The organism is Streptomyces sp. SID5469, assembly GCF_009862865.1.
In the GTDB taxonomy this organism is placed as follows: domain Bacteria; phylum Actinomycetota; class Actinomycetes; order Streptomycetales; family Streptomycetaceae; genus Streptomyces; species Streptomyces avermitilis.
This window is the reverse complement of the sequence record NZ_WWIN01000001.1, coordinates 568,698-587,575: the sequence shown is the minus strand read 5'-3', so window position 1 is coordinate 587,575 and position 18,878 is coordinate 568,698. Positions and strand designations below refer to the sequence as shown.

The following is an 18,878-nucleotide window of genomic DNA, read 5'->3' as shown; positions in this document are numbered from 1 at the left end:
AGACCACACTGGACAGGCCCGTTGACGCTGTCGCGCAGGCACTGCGGTCTTCCGCCACACCCGCCAGCCCGCGGAGTCCGCGCACGCAAGGCCGACTGATCAAGCCTGCTGAGCGGTCAGCGGAAGCCTTGGCAGTCCTTCTCGAACTGGGTGATACCGAGTAGCAGTGAGGCGGAGTTGGTTGCGTGGACGGAGCCGCGTACTTGCAGGCGCGCTCGCCCATGACCGCCAGACCCGGCGCGCTCACCGTCCTCGCTCAGGGCTGGTACGCACTCTCCCTGCTGCACGGAAAGATCGAGTCGCACCGTTTTGCGGGACGCCGACCTGACCGATCGGCACGTGGTGAACGCGGGAACCGCCTGCGGTCGCGCTCATTTCCGGGCGTCCGATCCGGAGACCGAGGGCAGGCCCGTTGCCGGCTGAGGTCCGCAGGCGGGGCGGAGGTTCCGTAGTAGTCCGAGCTGAGGAAAGCTCCGTGCATGGCGAAGGGGGCCGGTAAGTCGGCAGGGAGGATGCTGCAATGCCGGGAGGCCGCTGGTGAATGCCGATGCGCTGGGGTGCGCGCTGCTCAAGGCCGAGCGCCGGGTACGGGAGATGCGGACCAAGCTGCACTGTTGGTCCAGCTGGAAGAGTCCGCGCCGTCGCTATTGTGCGGGCCGGTGGTGGCCTGCCGACGATGAGGTGGTCTTGTTCAGGCGCGCGAAGGTCCGGGCCGATCGCTACTTGTATCGCGAAAACAAGATCCCCTCGCCCTGGCCCAGCGGGACCATGGGCGGCGGCCGTCTGAGAGGGGCTTGTGGAGATGCCTGGAGATCGGGCACGTCCGGTTCGGGATGCGGGCTGGGCAAACCCGCCGATGGCAACGTCGGCCGGGCGTCCCGGTCCGACCTCACCAGCTCGCTGAGTACGCAGGTCACCGCGGACCGGCTGTTCCAGAGACGTTCCGAACCCTTTTGCGGACCCGCTACAGAGCCGATCAGCGCGGCTCCGAATGCAAGCGATTATGGCTGAATCCACGCATGGGCCCGTTGGCCATCGTGTCGTCTAAAGTCAGCGGTATGACGGAGGCACCGGTCCAGAACCGCGGCGCACGGTCCCGGGACGCGATTCTCGACACCGCCGGCGAACTGATGGCGCGGTACGGCTACGCCGCCACCTCCATCTCGATGATCTCCGCCGCGTGCGGTCTGCCGACCAGCTCCCTCTACTGGCACTTCGGGAGCAAGGACGGGATTTATATCGCGGTGCTGGAGCGCGCCAGGACCGAGCTGCTGGCTGCCCTGCCTCCGGCCGAGGTGCCGGGCGCCGACGTCATCCAGCGCCTGGACACCTTCCTGGCCGAGGTCAGGGACGCGTTCGAGCGTCATCCGCACGGTCTGCGGTTGCTGCTGGGGCTGGGCATGGTGCAGCAGGATGCCAGTGCGGCGGCCGTGGCCGAGGTGCGTCAGTACCGCGACGCGCTGGTGGTCTGGGCACGGGAATCGGTGAGCGCCGTCTTCGGGTTGCGTGACCGCCCGGAGGTGGCGGACGAGTTGGCGCGCTTCACGCTCAGGATGGCGAGCGGAACAGCCGTGGCCCTCTGGTTCGATCCGGGCACCGCCCTGGAGACCGGGTCGTTGCGTGTGGCGTTGCTGGCACTGGCCGCTCACCACGGCGTTCCGGTACGGGACGCCCCGGGTGAGGACGCCCCGTCGCGCGGCGTCACGAATGGGGCATGACGACACGGTACTTGCCGCCCGGCGACTGCTCGGGTGGCTCGTGGGCCCGTTCGACACTGACCTGGTCCGCCCCGTGGGCGCCGAGGAGGGCGGCCAGCTCCTGGCGCACCGCCGTCCACAGCCGTTCTCGATCGGCTCCGGTGGTGGACCGGATCCTCACCCGGAGGGTGGTGGGCGACGTCTGGACGATCTGGAACAGGTCGATGTCCGGGATGCTTTCCAGGAGGGTCTCGAAGGCCATGGGCACGATCCGGACGGTGCCGCCGCCCCGGCGCGGGAAGGACAGCAGGTCGGCCACGCGGCCACGGACCTTGATGGAGGGGAGCGGGTCTCCGCACGCGCACGCGTCCGGGCGCAGCAGACCCTGTCGCCGAGGTCGTAGCGCAGGATCGGCTGCGCCCATTGGCACAGGCTGGTCAGGAGCACGGTGAAGGACTCCCCCGGCGAAGTGGGGCGGTGGTCGGCGTCGACGGGTTCCAGGATCAGCCAGTCACTGTGGACGTGGAGCCATCCGAACGCGCAGCCGTAGGCCAGGGCGAGGCTCTCGTTGCAGCCGTAGGTGTTGACCACAGGCGCCCGGAAGGCAGAGCGGATCCGGCGGTGGTCGCGGTCACCGGGGCCCTCAGCCACCAGGGGCACCACGGCCGGAGCGATGCGCAGGCGGCCGGCCAGCTGCTCACCGGCGAGCAGCGAGATCACCGTGGCGTAGCCGCTCAGGAACACGGGCCGGTACCGGTTGAGTTGGTCCACCAGGTCGGGCAGCGGGCTGTGCGCCGACAGCACCCGGCTGCCCCGGGCGTGCAGGCGGCCAGATGGCCGCTGGTGGCGACGATGTGCGCCGACCGCTCGCGGTGGGCGAGTAAACGGGCCGTCGCCGAGGCGGTCAAAGTGCGCCGGGCGGCCCGCAGCGATAGGGCCCTGGCCACCGCCGCCGCCCGGTCGTCGAGAAGGAACACGCCGCGGTGTCCGGTGGTTCCGGACGTGGTGGTGACCAGGTACCTGTACAGGAAGCGCTCGCCGACCCGGCCGGGGTCGGCGACGAAGGCACGTACGCGGTCGAGCGTCACCTCCGGGTCGGTAACCCAGTCGTCGAATCGGGCCATCAGTATCTCTTTGCGCGTGACCGGCAGCAGGGCCGGGTCCTCGACGCGTTCCGGCAGGGTCCGGTACAGCTCGCGGTAGTACGGGGAGTGAGCGCGGGCGAAGGCGACCGTCGCGACCAAACGCTCCCGCTGACGGTTGGCCAGGGCGTCAGGGGCCCTGCCGCACGCTCCGGCACCCGTCCCGGACCAGGGCCCACGTCGACGTCACCGCACCGCCCCCGGGGAGTGGGGGGCTGCCAGAATGTGCAGTGATGGTCGGCCGCGAACCCGGTGGTGGGGCCCGTCCGGTCCGGCGTCAGCACTTGGATGCGGTCTCCGTCGGCCGTGTAGCGCGGCCAGGTGGGAGCCCAGGGCACGTTGGGGTCGCCGGTGGCCGCGAAGCGGGCCCAGTAGGCGGTCATCATGGCGGACAGACGGCGCTGGGCCGGCGTCAGGGGTGGCACCGCGTCCGTGGGGAAGAGAAAGGCGAGTTCGGAGGCGTGGAAAGCGCCCTGCGGTGTGTGCGGGGCGGGAATGAACGGTGGTGCCTGGGAGTCGGCGAACTCGTAGGCGTACACGGGCGCTCGGCTGCTGTACAGCCGGCTGTCGGCCCGTGCCGGGCAGGCGAACCGCTGGTCGGTGCCGACGGTGGAATAGGCCAGGTTGGGCGACGGGTACGCCGCAGCCGGGTACGTGCCGAGGACCGCGGCCGCACGGTCGCCGTGCTGAAGCGTGATCAGTGCCGCGTACGAGGCAGGGGTCAGCGGGCCGCCGCCGAGCAGATCCACGTACAGGGCGGTGAAGTAGCGGTACTCGTCGTGGGTGTTGCCGCTCAGCGTCGGCACCGCGTTCACCCGTCCCTCGGCCCACGCCGCGTGCGGCGTGCGCGGAAGGATGTGGGGCCCGGTGTTCGGGCCCCACAAGGACGCGGCCCCGGTTCCTGTGCTGCGGATGAGCTCGGTGGTGGGTACGGCTCGCAGACAGGCCGCCGCGGTCGCCGGGTCGGTGCAGCCGACCGTGGCCGCGAAGTCGCTTCCCTTCCGCTCTGCAGCGTCGAGCGTGGGCGGTGTCAGTCCGCCGTCCGCTGCGCAGCTTCCGCTCTGCTGGATCGCCCGGTGGAACAGGCCCTTCGCGGTCGGCGAGGCGATGTGGACGCAGGCGTCCGACGATCCGGCGGACTGACCGCCGAGCGTCACCCGGCTGCGGTCGCCGCCGAAGGCGCCGATGTTGCGCCGTACCCAGCGCAATGCGGCCTGCTGGTCCATCAGGGCGTAGTCGCCGGAGGCACGGTCCGCACTCTCGGCCGACAGGGCGGAGTGGGCGAGGAACCCCAGTGCTCCGAGGCGGTAGTTAACGGTCACCACGACCACACCGCGCGCAGCAAGCGCCGAGCCGTCGTAGTCGCTGCCCGCGCCGTAGGCGTTGCCGCCGCCGTGCAGCCACACCAGCACCGGGAGGGGCCGGACCATGGTGCGGGCGGGCGTCCACACATTGAGGTACAGGCAGTCCTCTGTGGTGCTGCCGGTGCGGTTGGACTCGCCGGGCAGGACGGGGCCGCCGTCGGGGAGCAGGGTCAGCGGCAGTTGCGGACAGGGATGGGCGGACGCGGTGGCGTCCCGTACGCCGGACCACCGTGCGGCGGGTCGGGGTGGACGCCAGCGCAAGTCACCCGTCGGCGGGGCGGCGAACGGAATCCCCTGAAAGATTCGCCCGCGGTCGCGGCCGGCTGCCCCGCGCACCCAGCCGCGGTCGGTGCGCACGACCAGGGAGTCATGGTCGGCATCGGCATGCGCCGTGACTGGGGGAGTGGTGAGGGACAGCAGCAGGGCCGCTACGACGGTCACGGCGGTGGCCAGGGCGGGGCGCGAGCTCGAAGATCTCATCGCATCCTCCTGATGCCGGTGCGGAGACAGGGGGTCATGGCGTGTACTCGTAGGCGCCGATGTCGCAGGCGGTGCCCTGGGGGCGGGCGACGCCGCGCTGATCGGTGGCTGGGCAGCCGTCGGCCGCGTCGAGGGCGGGGCTGCCCGGCAGCAGCGCCGTGGTGTCTGTGGGGCCGCCGTTGTCCGCGAGCGGCCCCACCAGCGGGTCACGGCGGGGCAGATCGCCCGTGGCGGTCAGCCGGCAGCTGCCGTCGCCGTCGATGTTGTGGCCTCGAGACGCGATGATGGCGAAGGCCTTCGCGCAGTCGGCGGTGTTGCCCGCGACGATGGAGTTGCGCAGGACCAGACGTCCAAGAGGCAGATCGACGATGTCGGGGATCGGTGCGGGCAGGCTGTCGAGGTAGGCGGGGGCGATGTTGATTCCGCCCCCGTGGTGGCTGGAACGGTTCCCCGTGATGGTCGAGTCGAGGATTTCCACGGTTCCCAGTCCGCGGATGTCGATGCCTCCGCCGTAGCCGCCGAGGCTGCCGGGGCGGTCGCCGGGGTCCGTCACGCGGTTGCCGGCGATCGTCGAGTTCGTCACAGTGCCGCTGTCGTCGAACCTGATGCCTCCGGCCTCTCCGGCGGCGTTCCCGCTGACCGTGCTGTCGACGAGATCCAGGTGGGAGTCCGGGACGTTGAAGACGCCGCCCCCATAGCCGGCGGAATTCCCGGTCACCGCGACCCGACGCAGCGTCAGATGCCGTTCGTTGGCGATGCCGCCGCCCCCGGTGTCGGTGAAGGGAAGTTCCCGCTGCCTTGCCTCTCCCCCCGTGATCGTCACATCGGACATACGGGTGTCCGCCCGCAGGCGGAAGGCCCGGTCCAGGTGGTTGGCGTCGATGACGGTAGCCCGCGCACCGGCGCCGGTAATCGTGGTGGGCGCGTCGACGTTCAAGTCGCCAGTGGTCGGGTCGGGATGGTCGCCGGTGATCAGCCGGGGGTCAGGCGGGATCGTCAGCCGGTAGCGGCCGGAAGGCAGCGCGATCGTGCTGCCCGGCCGGGAGTTGGCGGCCATCACCGCGGCGCGCAGGCTGCACGTGCCGGACGCGGTGCGGCACCGGCCGTCCGACGGGTCGGCGTCCACCGCGTCGGATGTGGTGTCGACGGTGAACCTCGTCGGCACGGCTTCGGCGGGGGCGGCGGCACCGGCGGCGGGATGCGCCGCAGTGACAAGGAGAGCGGCGGTGACTGCTGTCGGGATGGCTCTGACCTTCATGCGGTGCACCTTTCACGCGAGGCATGGGCGTGCCGGGACTCGGCTGCCGCGAGGACTTCGTGTGGTGCGCGATGTGCGGCTCGTGCGAGGAACGCGGTCGGCGTGGGCCGACGGACTGTGCCACGTGAGACCGCCCGCGGTCTGGAGCGAGCGTTCCATTCAGAACGCCGTGTGTCCACGACCGACGGGGAGAATGGCCGAATGGAGGTGGCGCGGCTGTACGGAGCGGCAGCTGCTTGAGTGCCATGGGCGTCGGCCACGACGACGGCCGAGGCGGTTACCGTCCGCTTGAGGTAGCGGCAGGACCACTGGCGCGGTCGCCACAGGCCAGAGGGCCGCCCCGTCGATGGCATACTGCAGGTCCGATGAGCGAACCAACCGTGGCGGCCCGACGCCCCCCGACCAAGCGCGATGACCAGCGAGAGGCCTCCCGCCGAAGGCTCCTGAACGCGGCACTGGAGATCCTCGCGGAGGAGGGCTACCGCGGCCTGACGGTGAAGAAGGTCGGCGACCGTGCCGGAGTCAGCCGGGGCATGGTCAACTACCACTTCATGTCCAAGGCCGGGCTCGTCGAAGCCGTGGTCGCCGACATTCGTGAGACGTTCATCGACCTGCTCCGGTCGCAGCCCGGGTACGCCCGGATGAACGGGCTCGAATCAGTTTTGGCCAAGCTCGACCAGCTCTTCGCCCGGCTGGCGGAGCCGGAGCCGGGGGTGCGGGCGCGGGCGTTGCTGGTGCTCCTCGTCGAGGCGGTCGGCAGCGCCGACGGGATGAAGGACTTGATGGCCGAGCATCTCAGTCTCGTGCGCACCGGCGTCGAGGAGGACCTCAGGCGGGGGATCGCGGATGGGAGCATCCGCCCGGACGTGGACGTGGTCGCGCAGGCGTTCCTGGTGGAGAGCATCGCCCGCGGCGTGCTCCTTCAGTATCAACTGGACTCCGCCCGAACCCGTCTGGTGGACATCGCACGGGCTGCCCGCGAGACGCTGGTGCTCGGACTCACGGCCACGCGGGGCGCCGACTGAGCCCCCGGTCGACCGCGCCCGGGTTGGGCGGTGGCCGGCCGGGGGCCGGGGCGCCGTGCGTCATACGGCGCTGAGTCCGCCGTCCACCACCAGGCTCTGGCCCGTGATGTAGGAGGCGCGGTCGGAGAGCAGGAACGCGACGGCCTCCGCGACCTCCCAGGCGGTGCCCTGGCGGCCCAACGGGATGCGCTCGAACGAGGCGGTCCTGGAGGCCCGTTGGGCCGAGGCCTGTCGTCCCATGGGGGTGTCGATCAGACCGGGGACGACCAGGTTGGCGCGGATCCGGCGCGCCCCGCCCTCTTTGGCGACATGGCGGGTGAGGCCGAACAGGCCGGCCTTGGAACTGTCGTAGGCCGGCGAGTTCGTGGCGGCGCGCAGTCCTGCGACCGATCCGATGAAGACGACGGCGCCTCCGTCGGCCATCGCCGGCAGGGCGTGCTTGGCGGCCAGAAAGGGCGCACGCAGATTCAGCGAGAGCACCTGGTCCCAGTCCTCGGGTGATGAGCCATCCAGCCCGGTGCCGAGACCGACTCCGACGTTGACCACGAGCGCATCCAGTCCGCCCAGACGGCGGACCGCCTCGGCGACCATGGCGGCCGACTGCTTGGCATCCGTCGCGTCACCCACGACGGCCACGCTCAATGCCCCCTCCGAGTGGACCAGTTCGGCGGTCGCGGCGGCGGCCGGGGCGGCCACGTCGGCACATGCCACGTCGGCGCCCTCACGGGCGGCGAGCACGGCGATCGCCCGGCCGTTGCCGACGGGTGCCCGCGGGTCGCCGTCGGGGCGGGTGCCCGCACCGACCACCAGCACTTTGCGGCCGGCCAGCCGAGGGGCCGCCTGCTCCGGGTGTCCTTCACCCATGGTTCCGGTCCCCTTCCGTGAAGCCTGTGCTGTCGAAACCGGGGTCCAATTCCACACCGGTGGCGTTCAGGAAGAAGGCCACCATGTGGTACTGCCCCACCAGCATGACGATCTCGATCAGCTCGGCGTCGCCGAAGTGTTCGGTCAGCGCCTCCCAGGTGGCGTCGGACAGTGTTGCACCGCTGTTCAGCTCGTCCGCCGCCCGGATCAGGTGCCTCTCGAGGTCCGTCCAGCCGGGCGCTTCCGGTCCCTCGGTGATGCGGTTGATGTCCCCATCCGTGACGCCCGCGGCCTTGGCCAGCGTAAGGTGCCGTCCCCACTCGTACCGGGTGCCGGTGTTGCAGGAGGTGCGCAGGATCAGCAGTTCTCGGAGCCTCGCTGGTAGTCGGCCCCTGCGGAGCAACTGGCCTCCGAAGGGCATGAACTGCTCGTAGAGATCGGGATGGCGCACCAGTGTCGTGAAGATGTTCGGGATCCGCCCTCCGGGGTCGTGGGCTGCGCCGGCCAACAGCTTCCGGGTCCTTGCATCCCAGTGCTCCTCGGGGAGGGGCACCAGCCGCGGACGGGTCTGTCCGGCGGGTTCGTGGCGGGGTTCGTGGCGCTCTGACATGGCGACCTCCAACGTGTGGCGTTCACCCTAGGAGACTGGCTGAACGCTTAGCAAGTCAATGCGCATGACCGGCCTCCATCGCCCCGAGCGATGTTCGGTTTCTGGGCTGCCCGCCGGATCATTCAGCGAACGGTCGAGAAGCTCGAGAAGTAGAGGAAGCGTTGGGGCCTTCGCCACGATCCACGATCGAGGTCCTCCGCCTGACCGGCATCCGCAACGAAGAACCACCCAGCTCGATGCCCGCCAGGAGCGCAGGTCATCGAAGGTGTTCCTCGAAGTCCCCTCGTTCGACAAAATCAGAGCTCGAGCGGCGGTGAGCCCTGATCATTCAGGGAGCAGTCGCGCCGACGGGTGCACGCCCCGAGCAGATACCCGCGCGCTCACCAGCCTTGATCCGTTGCACCACCTGGCTGGACGCATCGGTCAGTTCCTGCAGACTGTGGTGGGCTGCGCGCACGGCGTGTATGGGTCCGCGGTGGACGATGCGCGGCGGCCGGATGGCGTCGAGTACTTCCTTGCGCGCGTGCGACGCACTTCGGCCATGAAGTCCAGCCTGGTTGCCACCAGGAGGCTCTGCGTCTCAAGCGTAGCCAGTCGGGAGCACGTTCCCCGGCGCAAAGAGCGTGCTGGGGCGGCCCCCCCGATCTCTCTTTACCGGTCAGGACAGCGGAATATCCCTGCGGTGGCGGTGGGCCCAGACAGAGCTGCCCCCTCGAAGCAGCCTTTCGGGCGAGGAGGAGCGGCTCCCCGCACCCTCGTGCCGGTCGATTTCTCCGGCGGCGGTTCAGCGACGGAGATTCCGAACACTGCGCTGTGCCATGCCCACTCCGTTGCTGTCGGGCCCGCACGGCAAAAACGCTCAACCGAGCGACCGTGCGGGCCGGGTACCGAGGGTGGCCACGTGTACGTGTATGCCTGCGGGGTACGCGGCGGATTCAGGTAAGCGTCCCCAAACTTGAGGAGTGCTGTGTCCAAGGTCGAGGAATCCATCGAGGTCGCCGTACCCGTCAGCACCGCGTACAACCAGTGGACGCAATTCGAGGAGTTCCCGCAGTTCATGGGTGGTGTGGAGCGGATTGAACAGCAGACCGCGACGCTCACCCACTGGGTGACGAAGGTAGGCGGCGTGACCAGGGAGTTCGATGCGGAAATCGTCGAACAGATCCCGGACGAACAGGTGTCATGGACGACGGTCGGCGGTGATGTACACCAAGCGGGCGTGGTCACCTTCCACCGACTGGACGACCGGCGCACCAAGGTCATGCTGCAAATGGACCACGACTCCAAGGGTGTCGTCGACGCCGTCGGGGACAAGCTTGGCGTGGTGAAGCACCAAGTCTCCGAGGACCTGAAGCGGTTCAAGTCCTTCATCGAAAATCGGGGCCAGGAAAGCGGCGCCTGGCGCGGGCAGGTCTGACCCGAAACCAGCTCGGACACGACCGACGGTCCATGGAGCCACCGATGCTCCACGCCCCGTGGACGTGAGGAATCCCGCTCCTCCCGGCTTCTCACATCCACGGGGTGGTCCGACCGGTCGGTTTCATCCAGCGGTACAGCAGCCCAGGGCGTTTCGTAGGCGATCGGACTGCGTTGTCCGAGCCGGGAATGAAGGCGTCGGCTGTTGTAGCAAGGGAGCCGGCGAAACGCGGCGATGCGGGCCTCACGCTCGGTTGTCGCATGGACTGCGGCACGACGCCGCGACGCGAGTCCGTACTGTGCCCCCCGTTCGGCTCAGCCTCGGGCGGGTACCCGCCACCCACAGCAGGACCCGAGACCGCGCGACCAGTTCCTGGAACGGCGACGCATGGCGACGTACGGCTACTTCCTCTCCTCCGAGGAGTTCACTCCGGCCGAACTGCTCTCCTAGGCCCGCGCGGCCGAGCGGACTGGCTTCGAGCCACTGGCGATCTCCGACCACTTTCGTCCTCAACAACCAGGACCTCAACCAGGTCACCTGGGAGATGCGCGCCATGTCCGGGGCACCGCAATTCCTGCCCTCGCAGTCGCTTCCGGAGGTGCCGTACGCGGACTTCGCACGCTCCCTCGGCCTGGGCGGCGTGCGGGTGGAGAAGCCGGGCGACGTGGAGAGTGCGTGGCGCCAGGCGCTGGCTTGCGACCGGCCATTCGTGCTCGACTTCCGCACGGACCCGGCGGTGCCACCGATCCCGCCGCACGCCACGCTGGAGCAGATCGAAGCGGCGGCCACCGCGATCCTCGAGGGTGACAGCGACCGGGCGGGCGTGGTGAAGCAGGGCTTCAAGGCGAAGGTGCAGGAGATGCTGCCCGGCGGGCATCGGAACAAGTAAGGCACACCACCGAACCGCTGTTGGAGAACCTCGAGGCCGCCGTCTACACCCTGTCCACCGACCTCCCCTCGACGGCACGTTGGAGGGGAATGCGACGACCCTGGTTGTAGTACGGGCTAATGCGGGGAGCAGGACCGGCCTGGGTCTACGGCGCGGTCGAAACAGCTTCTGTCGTACGGGAGTCGCTGACCGGTGTGGTCACGGGAGTACGTGGCCACGGGACTACATGCTGCAGGACGCCACCGTCACCGCGATCCGCTCCGTCCTTGCCCTGCTGCGCCGCGTCACCGAGGCGCGCCGTGGCGGGGTGAGCCGGGAGAGCCAGCTGCGCCACCACGCCGACTGGTTCACCTCCTGTGCGAGCGACGAGGACGCGCACGCCCTGTTACAGGCGGGCTTCGGGCTCGGCGCACCCCGGCACATCGCCGTCCCGTATGCCGATCCCGAACAGATCCCAGGGCGTACGTCCTGGTGGGGGGCCGAACCGGTCGAGCTGGCTCGCACCCTGGTCCAGTCCGGCCGCACCTCCGCCCGGCACGGCACCGGCCGCATCGAGCGCAACGACGCCCAGCGGCCCGGCTCCGCGCCGAGCACCTAGAGCTCCGGCGTCGTCGAAGGACACGCGACCGGATCAAGATGCTCAAACGGCAGATGTGTGGCCGAGCGCCTGTCGGAGGCTCATCCGCACGTCTCAGTTCGGTGACCCGCGTCACACCCGGCTCCTGTCAGCAATCGGGACGCCGTCTCGTTCAAGGGGCACGCGAACGAGACAGGAGCAACGCCATGAAGCACCGCATCGTCGTACTCGGCGCCGGATACGCTGGGGCCTTCGCCGCCGGAAACCTGGCCCGCCGACTCTCCCCCGCCGACACCGAGATCACCGTCGTCAACGCCGTGCCCGACTTCGTTGAGCGGATGCGGCTCCACCAGCTCGCGATCGGCCAGGACCTCGCGTTCTGCAACCTCGCCGACGTATTCGCGAGCACCGGGGTGCGGCTGCGCCTGGCGCGCGTCACCGGCGTCGACCCCGACCGCAGGACCGTCGCCGTGACCGGCGAGGACGGCGACGGCGAGCTCGCCTACGACACGCTTCTCTACGCGCTCGGCAGCTCCGTCGCCCACCATGGCGTCCCCGGCGTGGCCGAGTACGCCTTCGATGTGACCGGCCGGTCCTCGGCGCTGCGTCTGCGCGAGCGCCTGGCCGGCCTGGGCGAGGGCGGCACCGTGCTGGTCGTCGGTGAGGGGCTGACCGGCATCGAGAGCGCCACCGAGTTCGCCGAGTCCCGGCCCGACCTCTCGGTCGCCCTCGCCGCCCGCGGCGAGCTGGGCGCCTGGCTCTCCCCGAAGGCCCGCCGTCACCTGCGCCAGGCGTTCGACCGGCTCGGCATCACCGTCCACGAGCACACCGGCATCGAAGCCGTGGAGCCGACACGGGCGATCGCCGCCGACGGTACGTCCATCCCGGCCGACGTGACCATGTGGTCGGCCGGGTTCGCCGTGCACCCCATGGCGGCCGCCAGCGGCCTGGAGGTCGCCGAGACCGGCCAGATCGTCGTCGACCGCACCATGCGCTCGGTCTCGCACCCGGACGTCTACGCCGCCGGTGACTGCGCCTACGCGATCGGCGACAACGGCCGGCCGCTGCCGATGTCCTGCGCCTCGGCCGGCTTCACCAACATGCAGGCAACCGCCGCGATCATCGCGCGCCTGACGGGTAGTGAGGTCCCGACCACCGGGCTGAAGTACCACGGCAACCACATCAGCCTCGGGCGGCGGGACGCGATCTTCCAGATGGTGGACGGGGACGGCCGGTCGAAGCCCTGGTACCTGGGCGGCCGGACCGCCGCGCGGCTCAAGTCGGGCGTGCTCAAGGGCGCCGGGTGGAGCATCGCCCACCCGACCTTCGGCATGCCGAAGCGCAAGCGCCGCCTGGCCACCGCGCCTGACCGGGCCGGTGTGAAGGTCGCCGCCTAGGCTGCTCCGCATGGACATCGCAGCCATCGATCGGTTCGAGGCTAGCCAGGGCCGGCTGGCCTCGCTCGCGTACCGTCTGCTCGGCTCGGCCGCCGACGCCGAGGACGCCGTGCAGGACACGTTCCTGCGCTGGCAGGCCCCATACCGCGAACGGGTTGAGGTGCCGGAGGCGTGGCTGACCAAGGTCGTCACCAATCTCTGCCTCGACCGGCTCCGCTCGGCGCAGGCGCGCCACGAGCAGGCGGCCGGTGCCTGGCTGCCCGAGCCGCTCCTCGATAGCGACCCGATGCTCGGCCCGGCCGACACCTTCGAGCAGCGCGAATCGGTGTCCTTGGCCGTACTGACCCTCTTGGAGCGCCTCTCGCCGGTCGAGCGGGCCGTCTACGTTCTGCGTGAGGCCTTCTCGTACAGCCACGCCGAGATCGCCGGGATCCTCGACATCACCGAGTCCGCGAGCCAGCAGCACGTCCACCGGGCCCGGATCCGGGTCGCCGCCGAGCGCCGCCGAGGCAGCGAGACCGACCCCGCGTCCGCGCGCCGGGTCGTCGAGGAGTTCCTCGCCGCCGCCACGTCGGGGCGCACCGAACGGCTGGTGGCGCTGCTCACCGACGACGTGACGGCGGTCTCGGACGGCGCCGGACTGAGCAAGCGGCTGCTGCACTACAAGACGCGCGAGCGGGTCGCCTCCTACGTGCGGGCCGGCTTCAAGCCCACGCCGGCGAAGCGCCGGCTGGCCGGCGGCTCGCCCGCGTTCTATATCGCGCTGGTCAACGGCTCCCCGGCCGTCCTCGCCGTGGTCGACGACCGGGTCGTGGGCGCCGTGGCGTTCGAAGTCAGCGACGGCAAGGTCGCGTCCCTGCGCGGCATCGCCGCCGCGGACCGGCTCGCGCGCCTCAACGAGGCGTGGCGGCAGCACGAACCCGACGCGCCAGCCATCAACGCATGGTGACCCGAGCCACCGGCATCCAGTGACCTGAGTCGGAGCGGTGCTTTTGCCACCGCTCAGATCGCGGTGGCGCGGGCGAAGTCGTCTCGCATGCTCGACAGCGCGAAGCGAGCGCAGTGCGCTGTGTTTATGGGGACCGCGAGAGCACCACCCCATTGGTGACCACCGGCATGGCCCCGCCTGCTGCCGCGGACCGCACTGCCGCGGCGAGCACCACACGGGTCGTAGAGCTGCCGGGGTGCGTCCTTACTCGGTCGAGGCGTCGGCCTCGGAGTCGGCTCCGTGGACCGGGACCAGCAGGGTGAAGGTGGCCGGAGTTCTGCTGGTCAGGGAGAGCCGGCCGCCCGGCCAGCCCGCTGAGCGTCGCTCGGCGCGCGAAGTTGCGGGCCAGCGCGGGGTCACCTCGTCGTCGGGCAGTTGGGGAAACAACAATACGTGGCGGCCCAGGCAGCGGCCGCACTTGCAGTCGCGGCGATCCTCTGGTGCAGCCTGGGGCGCGGCCCAATACCCGGCCATGCTGGTGGGCAGCCTCACCCTGGACGAGGCCGCCTCCCAGCCTGCCGTCCTGTCTGCGTGCCTGATCGTCCTGGCCTGCGGTGCCGTCCTGCTCGTCCCCTCACTCGGGCTGCTGTACAGCACCTTTCAACAGGCCGAGGCCGATGAACCGACACCCCACCATCCGGCATCGGACTGACTACCCGCACAACTGCACTGAACTCGCGAGACACGGCAGGTGTACCGTTTGCGCGGCGACGCGGCCCCGGGTGGGCATGTTCGCAAGCCGGAGGGGTGGCCGTGGATTGGTTCGTTGGACTTGGGATGGTCCTGGGCGTGCTGGCGATCGCCCTGGGAACTGTGTCGATCCGCACGGGGTGGACGTTGTCGTGGGCGCGCCGCCATGTCGCCCGACCGCGGGTCTATGGACTTGGAGGACTGTTGGTGGGCACGCCCTGCACTGTGCAGGGCTTGTTCTACTTCGGAATCGTGCCGAGTCCGTCCTGGGAGATCCGATTCTTCAGCATGAACGTGCTGCTGCTCTCTGGACTGGTTCTCCTGGGCGTGGGGCAGATGCGGTGGTCACCCCGCAGAAGCTGACCGGCTTCTACGGGGTCGACACACTGCGGTAGCGGCCTCGGTCCGCCACGCGCTGGATGTGCGGTCATTTCGCGTGAACATCTGTCGGCCCGTTGATTACCAAGCGTTGCTCGAGCTCATTGGTCCACGCTGCTGACGAAAGTGAACGAAGCCACCTGAGTCCATGCCCAGGCCGCCGAGTCACCCGTCGGCGGTCACGCACGGGCCGACCGCGCTTCGCTGAAGGCCGACCGCGCAGCCGCCGAAGCCCGTTCCGCACGGCTCGCAGCCCAGGTCCGCCGACCTGAACTGCGCCTGAGCAGAGCGCTCCGCTGAGGTCTGCCGCGAGTTCGGCATCGGCGGCCCTGACGACCCCGAGCAGCTCAAGGCCTGGATCGCCGCCCTCGAACAGAAGGTGATTCGTCCCGAGCTGAAGGTCCAGGAACGCGACGACGACCTTGCCGCTGCCCGTGCGGCCAACCGCGAGTTCATGGCATCGCTCGACCGCGGATGCGAGGCACTCGTGCAGCAGGGGTGAAAGCCCAGGCACAGCCCTCTCGAGGATGCCATCCGTGCTGGTCACAGCGGCGAGCGTGCAGGACTCCGTCGCTGGCACCAGACTCCTGGACCAGGTCGCGGCCGAACACCCCGGCATCCGCAAGGGGTGGGTCGACGGCGGCTACCGTCAGCACCTCGTCGACCACGCCGCCACCCTCGGCATCGACATGGAAATCAACGCAAGCCCCGGACTTGATCCCGAAACGCTGGGCAGTCGAGCGGACCTACGGCTGGCTCATGCTCAACCGTCGACTTGCCCGCGACTACAAGACCCTGCGCGTCCACTCCGAAGCCATGACCCACATCGCCATGACCGACCTCATGGCCGCCGTGAGCTTCCCCCGGTGTGCGGGAGGTGCTGATCAGCTGGCCAGGGCGGGTTGACGGGGTTTCAGGTTCGTTCGTTCGGCCGTTGCCTGGTCGGCGTAGTGCTTCTCCTCGAACTCGACGGGGCTGAGGTAGCCGAGCCGCTTCTGGATGCGCCGGGAGTTATAGAAGCCGTCGATGTACTCGAAGAGCGCGAGGTTGGCCTCGGCGCGGGTGGTGAAGGTGCGCCCACGGATGCACTCGGTTTTGATGAGCATCCAAAGGTTCTCCGCGAGGGCGTTATCGTACGAATCCCCGACCGAGCCCATAGATGCCTCAACTCCCGCTCTCACAAGGCCAGTTGTCAGCTTCACGGATGTGTACTGGGCGAGTTCAATTGGTCGTTGCAACACCGGGCTGTTGCAGCGAGCGTAGCTGCTCTTCGAAGACCTCGGCTGGCGTCCGCCAACCGAGGGTCTTGCGGGGCCGGTTGTTGATCGCCATGGCGACGGCTTCGAGGTCCGTGGACGACCACCGGGAGAGATCGGTGCCCTTCGGGAAGTACTGACGCAGCAGCCCGTTCGTGTTCTCGTTCGTCGGTCGTTGCCAGGGCGAGTGGGGATCGGCGAAGAACACCTTCGTCCCGGTGTCGAGGGCGAACTGGGCATGGCCGGAGAGTTCCTTCCCGCGGTCCCAGGTGAGGGTTTTGCGTAGCTGCTCGGGCAGCTGCGTCATCGAGGCGGTGAGCGCTGTGTTCATCGCGATCGCGCCATAGCCCCCAAGTGAGGTGCCGTTCTTCACGGGCGGATTCTCACCCCAGCCCTCGAGCCGGGGCAGGTGCACCAGGAGCGTGGAGCGGCTGCTGCGCTCGACCAGCGTGCCGATCGCGGAGCGCCCCGTCCCGATGATCAAATCGCCTTCCCAGTGTCCGGGGACCGCGCGGTCTGCGGCCTCGGCGGGGCGTTCTGATCGCCGAGACCGGCTGGGTCGAACAGCGCAGTCTGCTGTCGGCGCGGTGGTGGTGTACTTCATCCTCGCGAGGTGCCTGTTCTTCGGCCAGGGATACGAAGAGGTCGCCCGGCTGCTGGGCGAGGCCCGGTGGTCGTGGCGGGCGCCGTGATCGGGCGGGCTCGTCGGCGGCTGGGCGTGGAGCCGTTGAAGGCGTTGCTCGCCCGGGTGTGCCGGCCGGTGGCTGTGCCCGAGACGGCGTGCCGAGTACCGGCACTGGCGTCTGGTCGCGGTGGACGGCACGACGCTGGATGTGGCGGACATGGGCCAACGAAGAGTTCTTCGGCCGCCAGGCCGGCGGCCGCGGGGAGAGCGCGTTCGCGCAGGCGAGGGTGGTGGCACTGGCGGAATGCGGCACCCATGCGGTGTTCGGGGCTGTCATCGGACCCGCTGTCGGCGGGCGAGCAGAGCTGTCCCGGCAGCTGTTCCCCCAGCTCGGGGAGGGGAAGCTCCTGCTGGCCGATCAGGGCTTTTACGGCTTCGAGCTGTGGCAGACCGCCCGCGCCACCGGCGCCGACCTGCTGTGGCGCCTCCGCAGCAGCGCGGCCGTGCCCGGGCTCCAAGTTCTGGACGACGGCTCCTACCTCAGCTCCATCCGCGCCGAGGCGGACCGAACAGTCCTCACTGCGGGGGCCCAGAGCGCCAACCGGAGTGACCGGCTTCGGCGCTTGCGGCTGCCCGCAGGTGCCGGGCTGGTCACGTTGCACGAGGCCGAGCGGCGCCCCCTCCCAGCCTTCCTCTTGATCTGATCCAGTGTGCGCGGCGACCAACCGGCCGCCTGCGGGGAGGGTGCCTGTTGAGTCGACACTGAGTGCGATGCCGGTGTTGCCACCGGTCCGCTTCTCCGTGCCGCGCGCTGAACCCGGCTTACCCATTCCCCGCGTACCAGGTGCGGGGCCCCCGGGCCGAGGGCTGTTCAAGCGTCCTGACGCCGCAGGCGGTGGCCGACATGGTGTCGGCCACCGCCTGGCGGAAGGGATGCCGGTTCGGCTGCGTGGAGGTGACGTGGTGTCAGGTGGCTGGGCTGCCCGCGACCCACTCGCTCCACGACATGTTCCAATCGCTGAGGCCGTTGTCAGGGGCCAACATGGTCTTCTCCTCGGAGTTCTTGACGATCACGACGTCACCGACTATCGAGTGGTCGAAGAACCACGCGGCGGGCTGCCTGCCGTGGCTGTCGCCTCGAACATCCTTCAGGCCTACGCAGCCGTGGCTGGTGTTGGCCTCGCCGAAGACAGAGTCGGTACCCCAGTAGTTGCCATGGATGAACGTGCCCGAGTCGGTCAGGCGCATGGCGTGCGGTACGGCCTTGATGTCGTACGAGGGCTTGCCGTTCTTCTCCGTGAGGCCGACGCTCGCACCATTCATATGGATCTGCCTGAACTTTTCGGAGATCACCATCTGACCGTTGTACGTCGGGTGCTCAGGGCTGCCTGACGAGATCGGGATGGTCTTGATCGTCTTGCCGTCCCGGACGACGGTCATCTGCTTCGTCTTGGCGTCCACGGTGCTGATCTGGCTCCGGCCGATCTTGAACGTGACCGTCTTCTGGATGCCGTGGCGGTTGAGCGTAACGGTGACGGTGGAGCCGGGCCTCCAGTAATTCTCGGGGCGGAAGTCCACGCGGTGGTCGTTGAACCAGTGACCGACGACCCGCTGGCCGCTGCTGGAGCTGACCCGGATCTCCGACTGCACTGCCGCCTTGTCGCTGATCGCCTTGTCGAAGTTGACCGTCACCGGCATGGCCACGCCGACGGTCGAGCCGTCCTCGGGGGAGAGGTGCCCGATGAAGTCGTTGGCCGGGGAGACAGTGGTGATCGTGGCGCTACCGGTGGTGGAGCGGCCCTTGACGTCCCCAGCCTCTGCGGCGATCTGATACTTGGTGGCACGCTCCAGCCGGCCGTTTGGCTTCCAGGAGGTGCCGTCCGTGGACAGAGTGCCCGGGATCTCGGCACCGGTCGCGACGGCGGTCATGGTCACCTTGGTGAGCTTGCCGCTGGTGACGGTGACACTGACCGGGTGGTTGGTCCCGACGCTGTAGGTGCCTTGCCCGGGCGTGATCTCGATGCGGGCGTCGGAGGCTTCCTGGGCGCCCGCCTGATTTATCCTCGCCTGCGATGTCGGGTGGTTCCCTGCACCGTTGCCGCTGGTCGCAGCGTTGCTCGTACCGCCGAGGGCCGTGACTGCGAGTACACCGCCGAGTACGCCGGCCGTAGCCGCCAGCCTGGTGCTTCGTGTACACAGCGTGATCAAAGCTTCTCCCATG

General features: G+C 69.4%; 17 protein-coding genes and 4 pseudogenes. 11 read left to right on the top strand and 10 right to left on the bottom strand.

The annotated features are described in order from the left end of the window. Positions 1-221 precede the first annotated feature (221 nt). Together GTY58_RS40200 and GTY58_RS02390 are read left to right on the top strand one after the other, a co-directional pair. Positions 222-305: pseudogene (locus tag GTY58_RS40200) on the top strand (MarR family transcriptional regulator); the annotation flags it as partial. 753 nt (positions 306-1,058) lie between these two features. Further along, a complete protein-coding gene (locus tag GTY58_RS02390) occupies positions 1,059-1,718 on the top strand; it encodes a TetR/AcrR family transcriptional regulator (protein WP_010981874.1) in 660 nt (219 codons plus the stop codon). Here GTY58_RS02390 and GTY58_RS39350 read toward each other — a convergent pair. The 4 genes from GTY58_RS39350 to GTY58_RS02375 all read right to left on the bottom strand — a co-directional run bounded on the left by GTY58_RS39350 (position 1,702) and on the right by GTY58_RS02375 (position 5,941). Continuing rightward, positions 1,702-2,016: a hypothetical protein gene (locus GTY58_RS39350; protein WP_079121362.1), complete on the bottom strand. Its 315-nt coding sequence runs from the start codon at positions 2,014-2,016 to the stop codon at positions 1,702-1,704. The two genes, GTY58_RS02390 and GTY58_RS39350, sit on opposite strands and share 17 nt — an antisense overlap. A gap of 415 nt (positions 2,017-2,431) precedes the next feature. Further along, positions 2,432-2,821, bottom strand: coding sequence for a hypothetical protein (locus tag GTY58_RS39345; protein WP_010981872.1), 390 nt, complete (start codon positions 2,819-2,821; stop codon positions 2,432-2,434). Further along, the gene (locus tag GTY58_RS02380) at positions 2,821-4,683 is read right to left on the bottom strand and encodes a carboxylesterase family protein (protein WP_010981871.1); all 1,863 of its coding nucleotides are present in this window, start codon (positions 4,681-4,683) and stop codon (positions 2,821-2,823) included. Before GTY58_RS02380 ends, GTY58_RS39345 begins: the two co-directional genes overlap by 1 nt. Positions 4,684-4,717: 34 nt before the next feature. Then, positions 4,718-5,941, bottom strand: coding sequence for a choice-of-anchor Q domain-containing protein (locus GTY58_RS02375; RefSeq protein ID WP_037652172.1), 1,224 nt, complete (start codon positions 5,939-5,941; stop codon positions 4,718-4,720). A 365-nt stretch (positions 5,942-6,306) separates the two neighbouring features. Between GTY58_RS02375 and GTY58_RS02370 the strand changes: the two genes are divergently transcribed. Beyond that, on the top strand, positions 6,307-6,966 hold the full coding sequence (locus tag GTY58_RS02370; RefSeq protein WP_037652170.1) for a TetR/AcrR family transcriptional regulator: 660 nt from the start codon (positions 6,307-6,309) through the stop codon (positions 6,964-6,966). A 60-nt stretch (positions 6,967-7,026) separates the two neighbouring features. On the opposite strand, the gene GTY58_RS02365 is transcribed toward GTY58_RS02370, so the two are convergent. Both GTY58_RS02365 and GTY58_RS02360 read right to left on the bottom strand, forming a co-directional pair. Next, positions 7,027-7,830: an SDR family oxidoreductase gene (locus GTY58_RS02365; protein WP_010981868.1), complete on the bottom strand. Its 804-nt coding sequence runs from the start codon at positions 7,828-7,830 to the stop codon at positions 7,027-7,029. Then, positions 7,823-8,440 (bottom strand): carboxymuconolactone decarboxylase family protein, encoded by a 618-nt coding sequence (locus GTY58_RS02360; protein WP_010981867.1) that lies wholly within the window; start codon positions 8,438-8,440, stop codon positions 7,823-7,825. Before GTY58_RS02360 ends, GTY58_RS02365 begins: the two co-directional genes overlap by 8 nt. A 967-nt stretch (positions 8,441-9,407) precedes the next feature. Between GTY58_RS02360 and GTY58_RS02355 the strand changes: the two genes are divergently transcribed. The 5 genes and pseudogenes from GTY58_RS02355 to GTY58_RS02335 all read left to right on the top strand — a co-directional run bounded on the left by GTY58_RS02355 (position 9,408) and on the right by GTY58_RS02335 (position 13,669). Continuing rightward, a complete protein-coding gene (locus GTY58_RS02355) occupies positions 9,408-9,857 on the top strand; it encodes an SRPBCC family protein (protein WP_037652168.1) in 450 nt (149 codons plus the stop codon). 505 nt (positions 9,858-10,362) lie between these two features. After that, positions 10,363-10,746: pseudogene (locus GTY58_RS02350) on the top strand (thiamine pyrophosphate-dependent enzyme); the annotation flags it as partial. Between the two features lie 226 nt (positions 10,747-10,972). Continuing rightward, a complete protein-coding gene (locus GTY58_RS02345; RefSeq protein WP_010981864.1) occupies positions 10,973-11,344 on the top strand; it encodes a DUF2397 family protein in 372 nt (123 codons plus the stop codon). Between the two features lie 185 nt (positions 11,345-11,529). After that, entirely contained in the window at positions 11,530-12,720 is a 1,191-nt protein-coding gene (locus tag GTY58_RS02340; protein WP_010981863.1) for an FAD-dependent oxidoreductase, read from the top strand. Between the two features lie 10 nt (positions 12,721-12,730). Further along, positions 12,731-13,669, top strand: coding sequence for a sigma-70 family RNA polymerase sigma factor (locus GTY58_RS02335; RefSeq protein WP_010981862.1), 939 nt, complete (start codon positions 12,731-12,733; stop codon positions 13,667-13,669). 243 nt (positions 13,670-13,912) lie between these two features. On the opposite strand, the gene GTY58_RS39340 is transcribed toward GTY58_RS02335, so the two are convergent. Then, positions 13,913-14,095, bottom strand: a complete 183-nt coding sequence (locus GTY58_RS39340) for a hypothetical protein (protein WP_137951517.1) — start codon at positions 14,093-14,095, stop codon at positions 13,913-13,915. Positions 14,096-14,180: 85 nt separating this feature from the next. On the opposite strand from GTY58_RS39340, the gene GTY58_RS02330 reads away from it, so the two are divergent. Together GTY58_RS02330 and GTY58_RS41485 are read left to right on the top strand one after the other, a co-directional pair. Then, complete coding sequence (locus GTY58_RS02330; protein WP_037652164.1) at positions 14,181-14,360, top strand: hypothetical protein; 180 nt, start codon at positions 14,181-14,183, stop codon at positions 14,358-14,360. Positions 14,361-15,309: 949 nt separating this feature from the next. Continuing rightward, positions 15,310-15,682 (top strand): annotated as a pseudogene (locus tag GTY58_RS41485) (hypothetical protein); the annotation flags it as partial. Here the strand turns inward: GTY58_RS41485 and GTY58_RS02320 are convergent. Together GTY58_RS02320 and GTY58_RS02315 are read right to left on the bottom strand one after the other, a co-directional pair. Beyond that, positions 15,661-15,957, bottom strand: a complete 297-nt coding sequence (locus GTY58_RS02320; protein ID WP_255253777.1) for an IS3 family transposase — start codon at positions 15,955-15,957, stop codon at positions 15,661-15,663. The pseudogene GTY58_RS41485 and the gene GTY58_RS02320 sit on opposite strands and share 22 nt — an antisense overlap. A gap of 40 nt (positions 15,958-15,997) precedes the next feature. After that, positions 15,998-16,573: pseudogene (locus GTY58_RS02315) on the bottom strand (IS30 family transposase); the annotation flags it as partial. Between the two features lie 290 nt (positions 16,574-16,863). Here GTY58_RS02315 and GTY58_RS02310 point away from each other — a divergent pair. Then, positions 16,864-17,361: a hypothetical protein gene (locus GTY58_RS02310; protein WP_052082445.1), complete on the top strand. Its 498-nt coding sequence runs from the start codon at positions 16,864-16,866 to the stop codon at positions 17,359-17,361. A gap of 262 nt (positions 17,362-17,623) precedes the next feature. Here GTY58_RS02310 and GTY58_RS02305 read toward each other — a convergent pair whose 3' ends face one another. Further along, complete coding sequence (locus GTY58_RS02305; protein ID WP_010981858.1) at positions 17,624-18,877, bottom strand: Ig-like domain-containing protein; 1,254 nt, start codon at positions 18,875-18,877, stop codon at positions 17,624-17,626. Position 18,878: the final 1 nt, after the last annotated feature.

What these genes read in the sequence shown, in the direction of transcription:
- GTY58_RS02345 (WP_010981864.1), top strand. Translation starts at nt 10,973, where the DNA reads ATGCTGCAGGACGCCACCGTCACCGCGATCCGCTCCGTCCTTGCCCTG.
- GTY58_RS02340 (WP_010981863.1), top strand. Translation starts at nt 11,530, where the DNA reads ATGAAGCACCGCATCGTCGTACTCGGCGCCGGATACGCTGGGGCCTTC.
- GTY58_RS02330 (WP_037652164.1), top strand. Translation starts at nt 14,181, where the DNA reads ATGCTGGTGGGCAGCCTCACCCTGGACGAGGCCGCCTCCCAGCCTGCC.
- GTY58_RS02390 (WP_010981874.1), top strand. Translation starts at nt 1,059, where the DNA reads ATGACGGAGGCACCGGTCCAGAACCGCGGCGCACGGTCCCGGGACGCG.
- GTY58_RS39345 (WP_010981872.1), bottom strand. Translation starts at nt 2,821, where the DNA reads ATGGCCCGATTCGACGACTGGGTTACCGACCCGGAGGTGACGCTCGAC.
- GTY58_RS02370 (WP_037652170.1), top strand. Translation starts at nt 6,307, where the DNA reads ATGAGCGAACCAACCGTGGCGGCCCGACGCCCCCCGACCAAGCGCGAT.
- GTY58_RS02360 (WP_010981867.1), bottom strand. Translation starts at nt 8,440, where the DNA reads ATGTCAGAGCGCCACGAACCCCGCCACGAACCCGCCGGACAGACCCGT.
- GTY58_RS02365 (WP_010981868.1), bottom strand. Translation starts at nt 7,830, where the DNA reads ATGGGTGAAGGACACCCGGAGCAGGCGGCCCCTCGGCTGGCCGGCCGC.
- GTY58_RS02375 (WP_037652172.1), bottom strand. Translation starts at nt 5,941, where the DNA reads ATGAAGGTCAGAGCCATCCCGACAGCAGTCACCGCCGCTCTCCTTGTC.
- GTY58_RS02310 (WP_052082445.1), top strand. Translation starts at nt 16,864, where the DNA reads ATGTGGCGGACATGGGCCAACGAAGAGTTCTTCGGCCGCCAGGCCGGC.
- GTY58_RS02335 (WP_010981862.1), top strand. Translation starts at nt 12,731, where the DNA reads ATGGACATCGCAGCCATCGATCGGTTCGAGGCTAGCCAGGGCCGGCTG.
- GTY58_RS02380 (WP_010981871.1), bottom strand. Translation starts at nt 4,683, where the DNA reads ATGAGATCTTCGAGCTCGCGCCCCGCCCTGGCCACCGCCGTGACCGTC.
- GTY58_RS02305 (WP_010981858.1), bottom strand. Translation starts at nt 18,877, where the DNA reads ATGGGAGAAGCTTTGATCACGCTGTGTACACGAAGCACCAGGCTGGCG.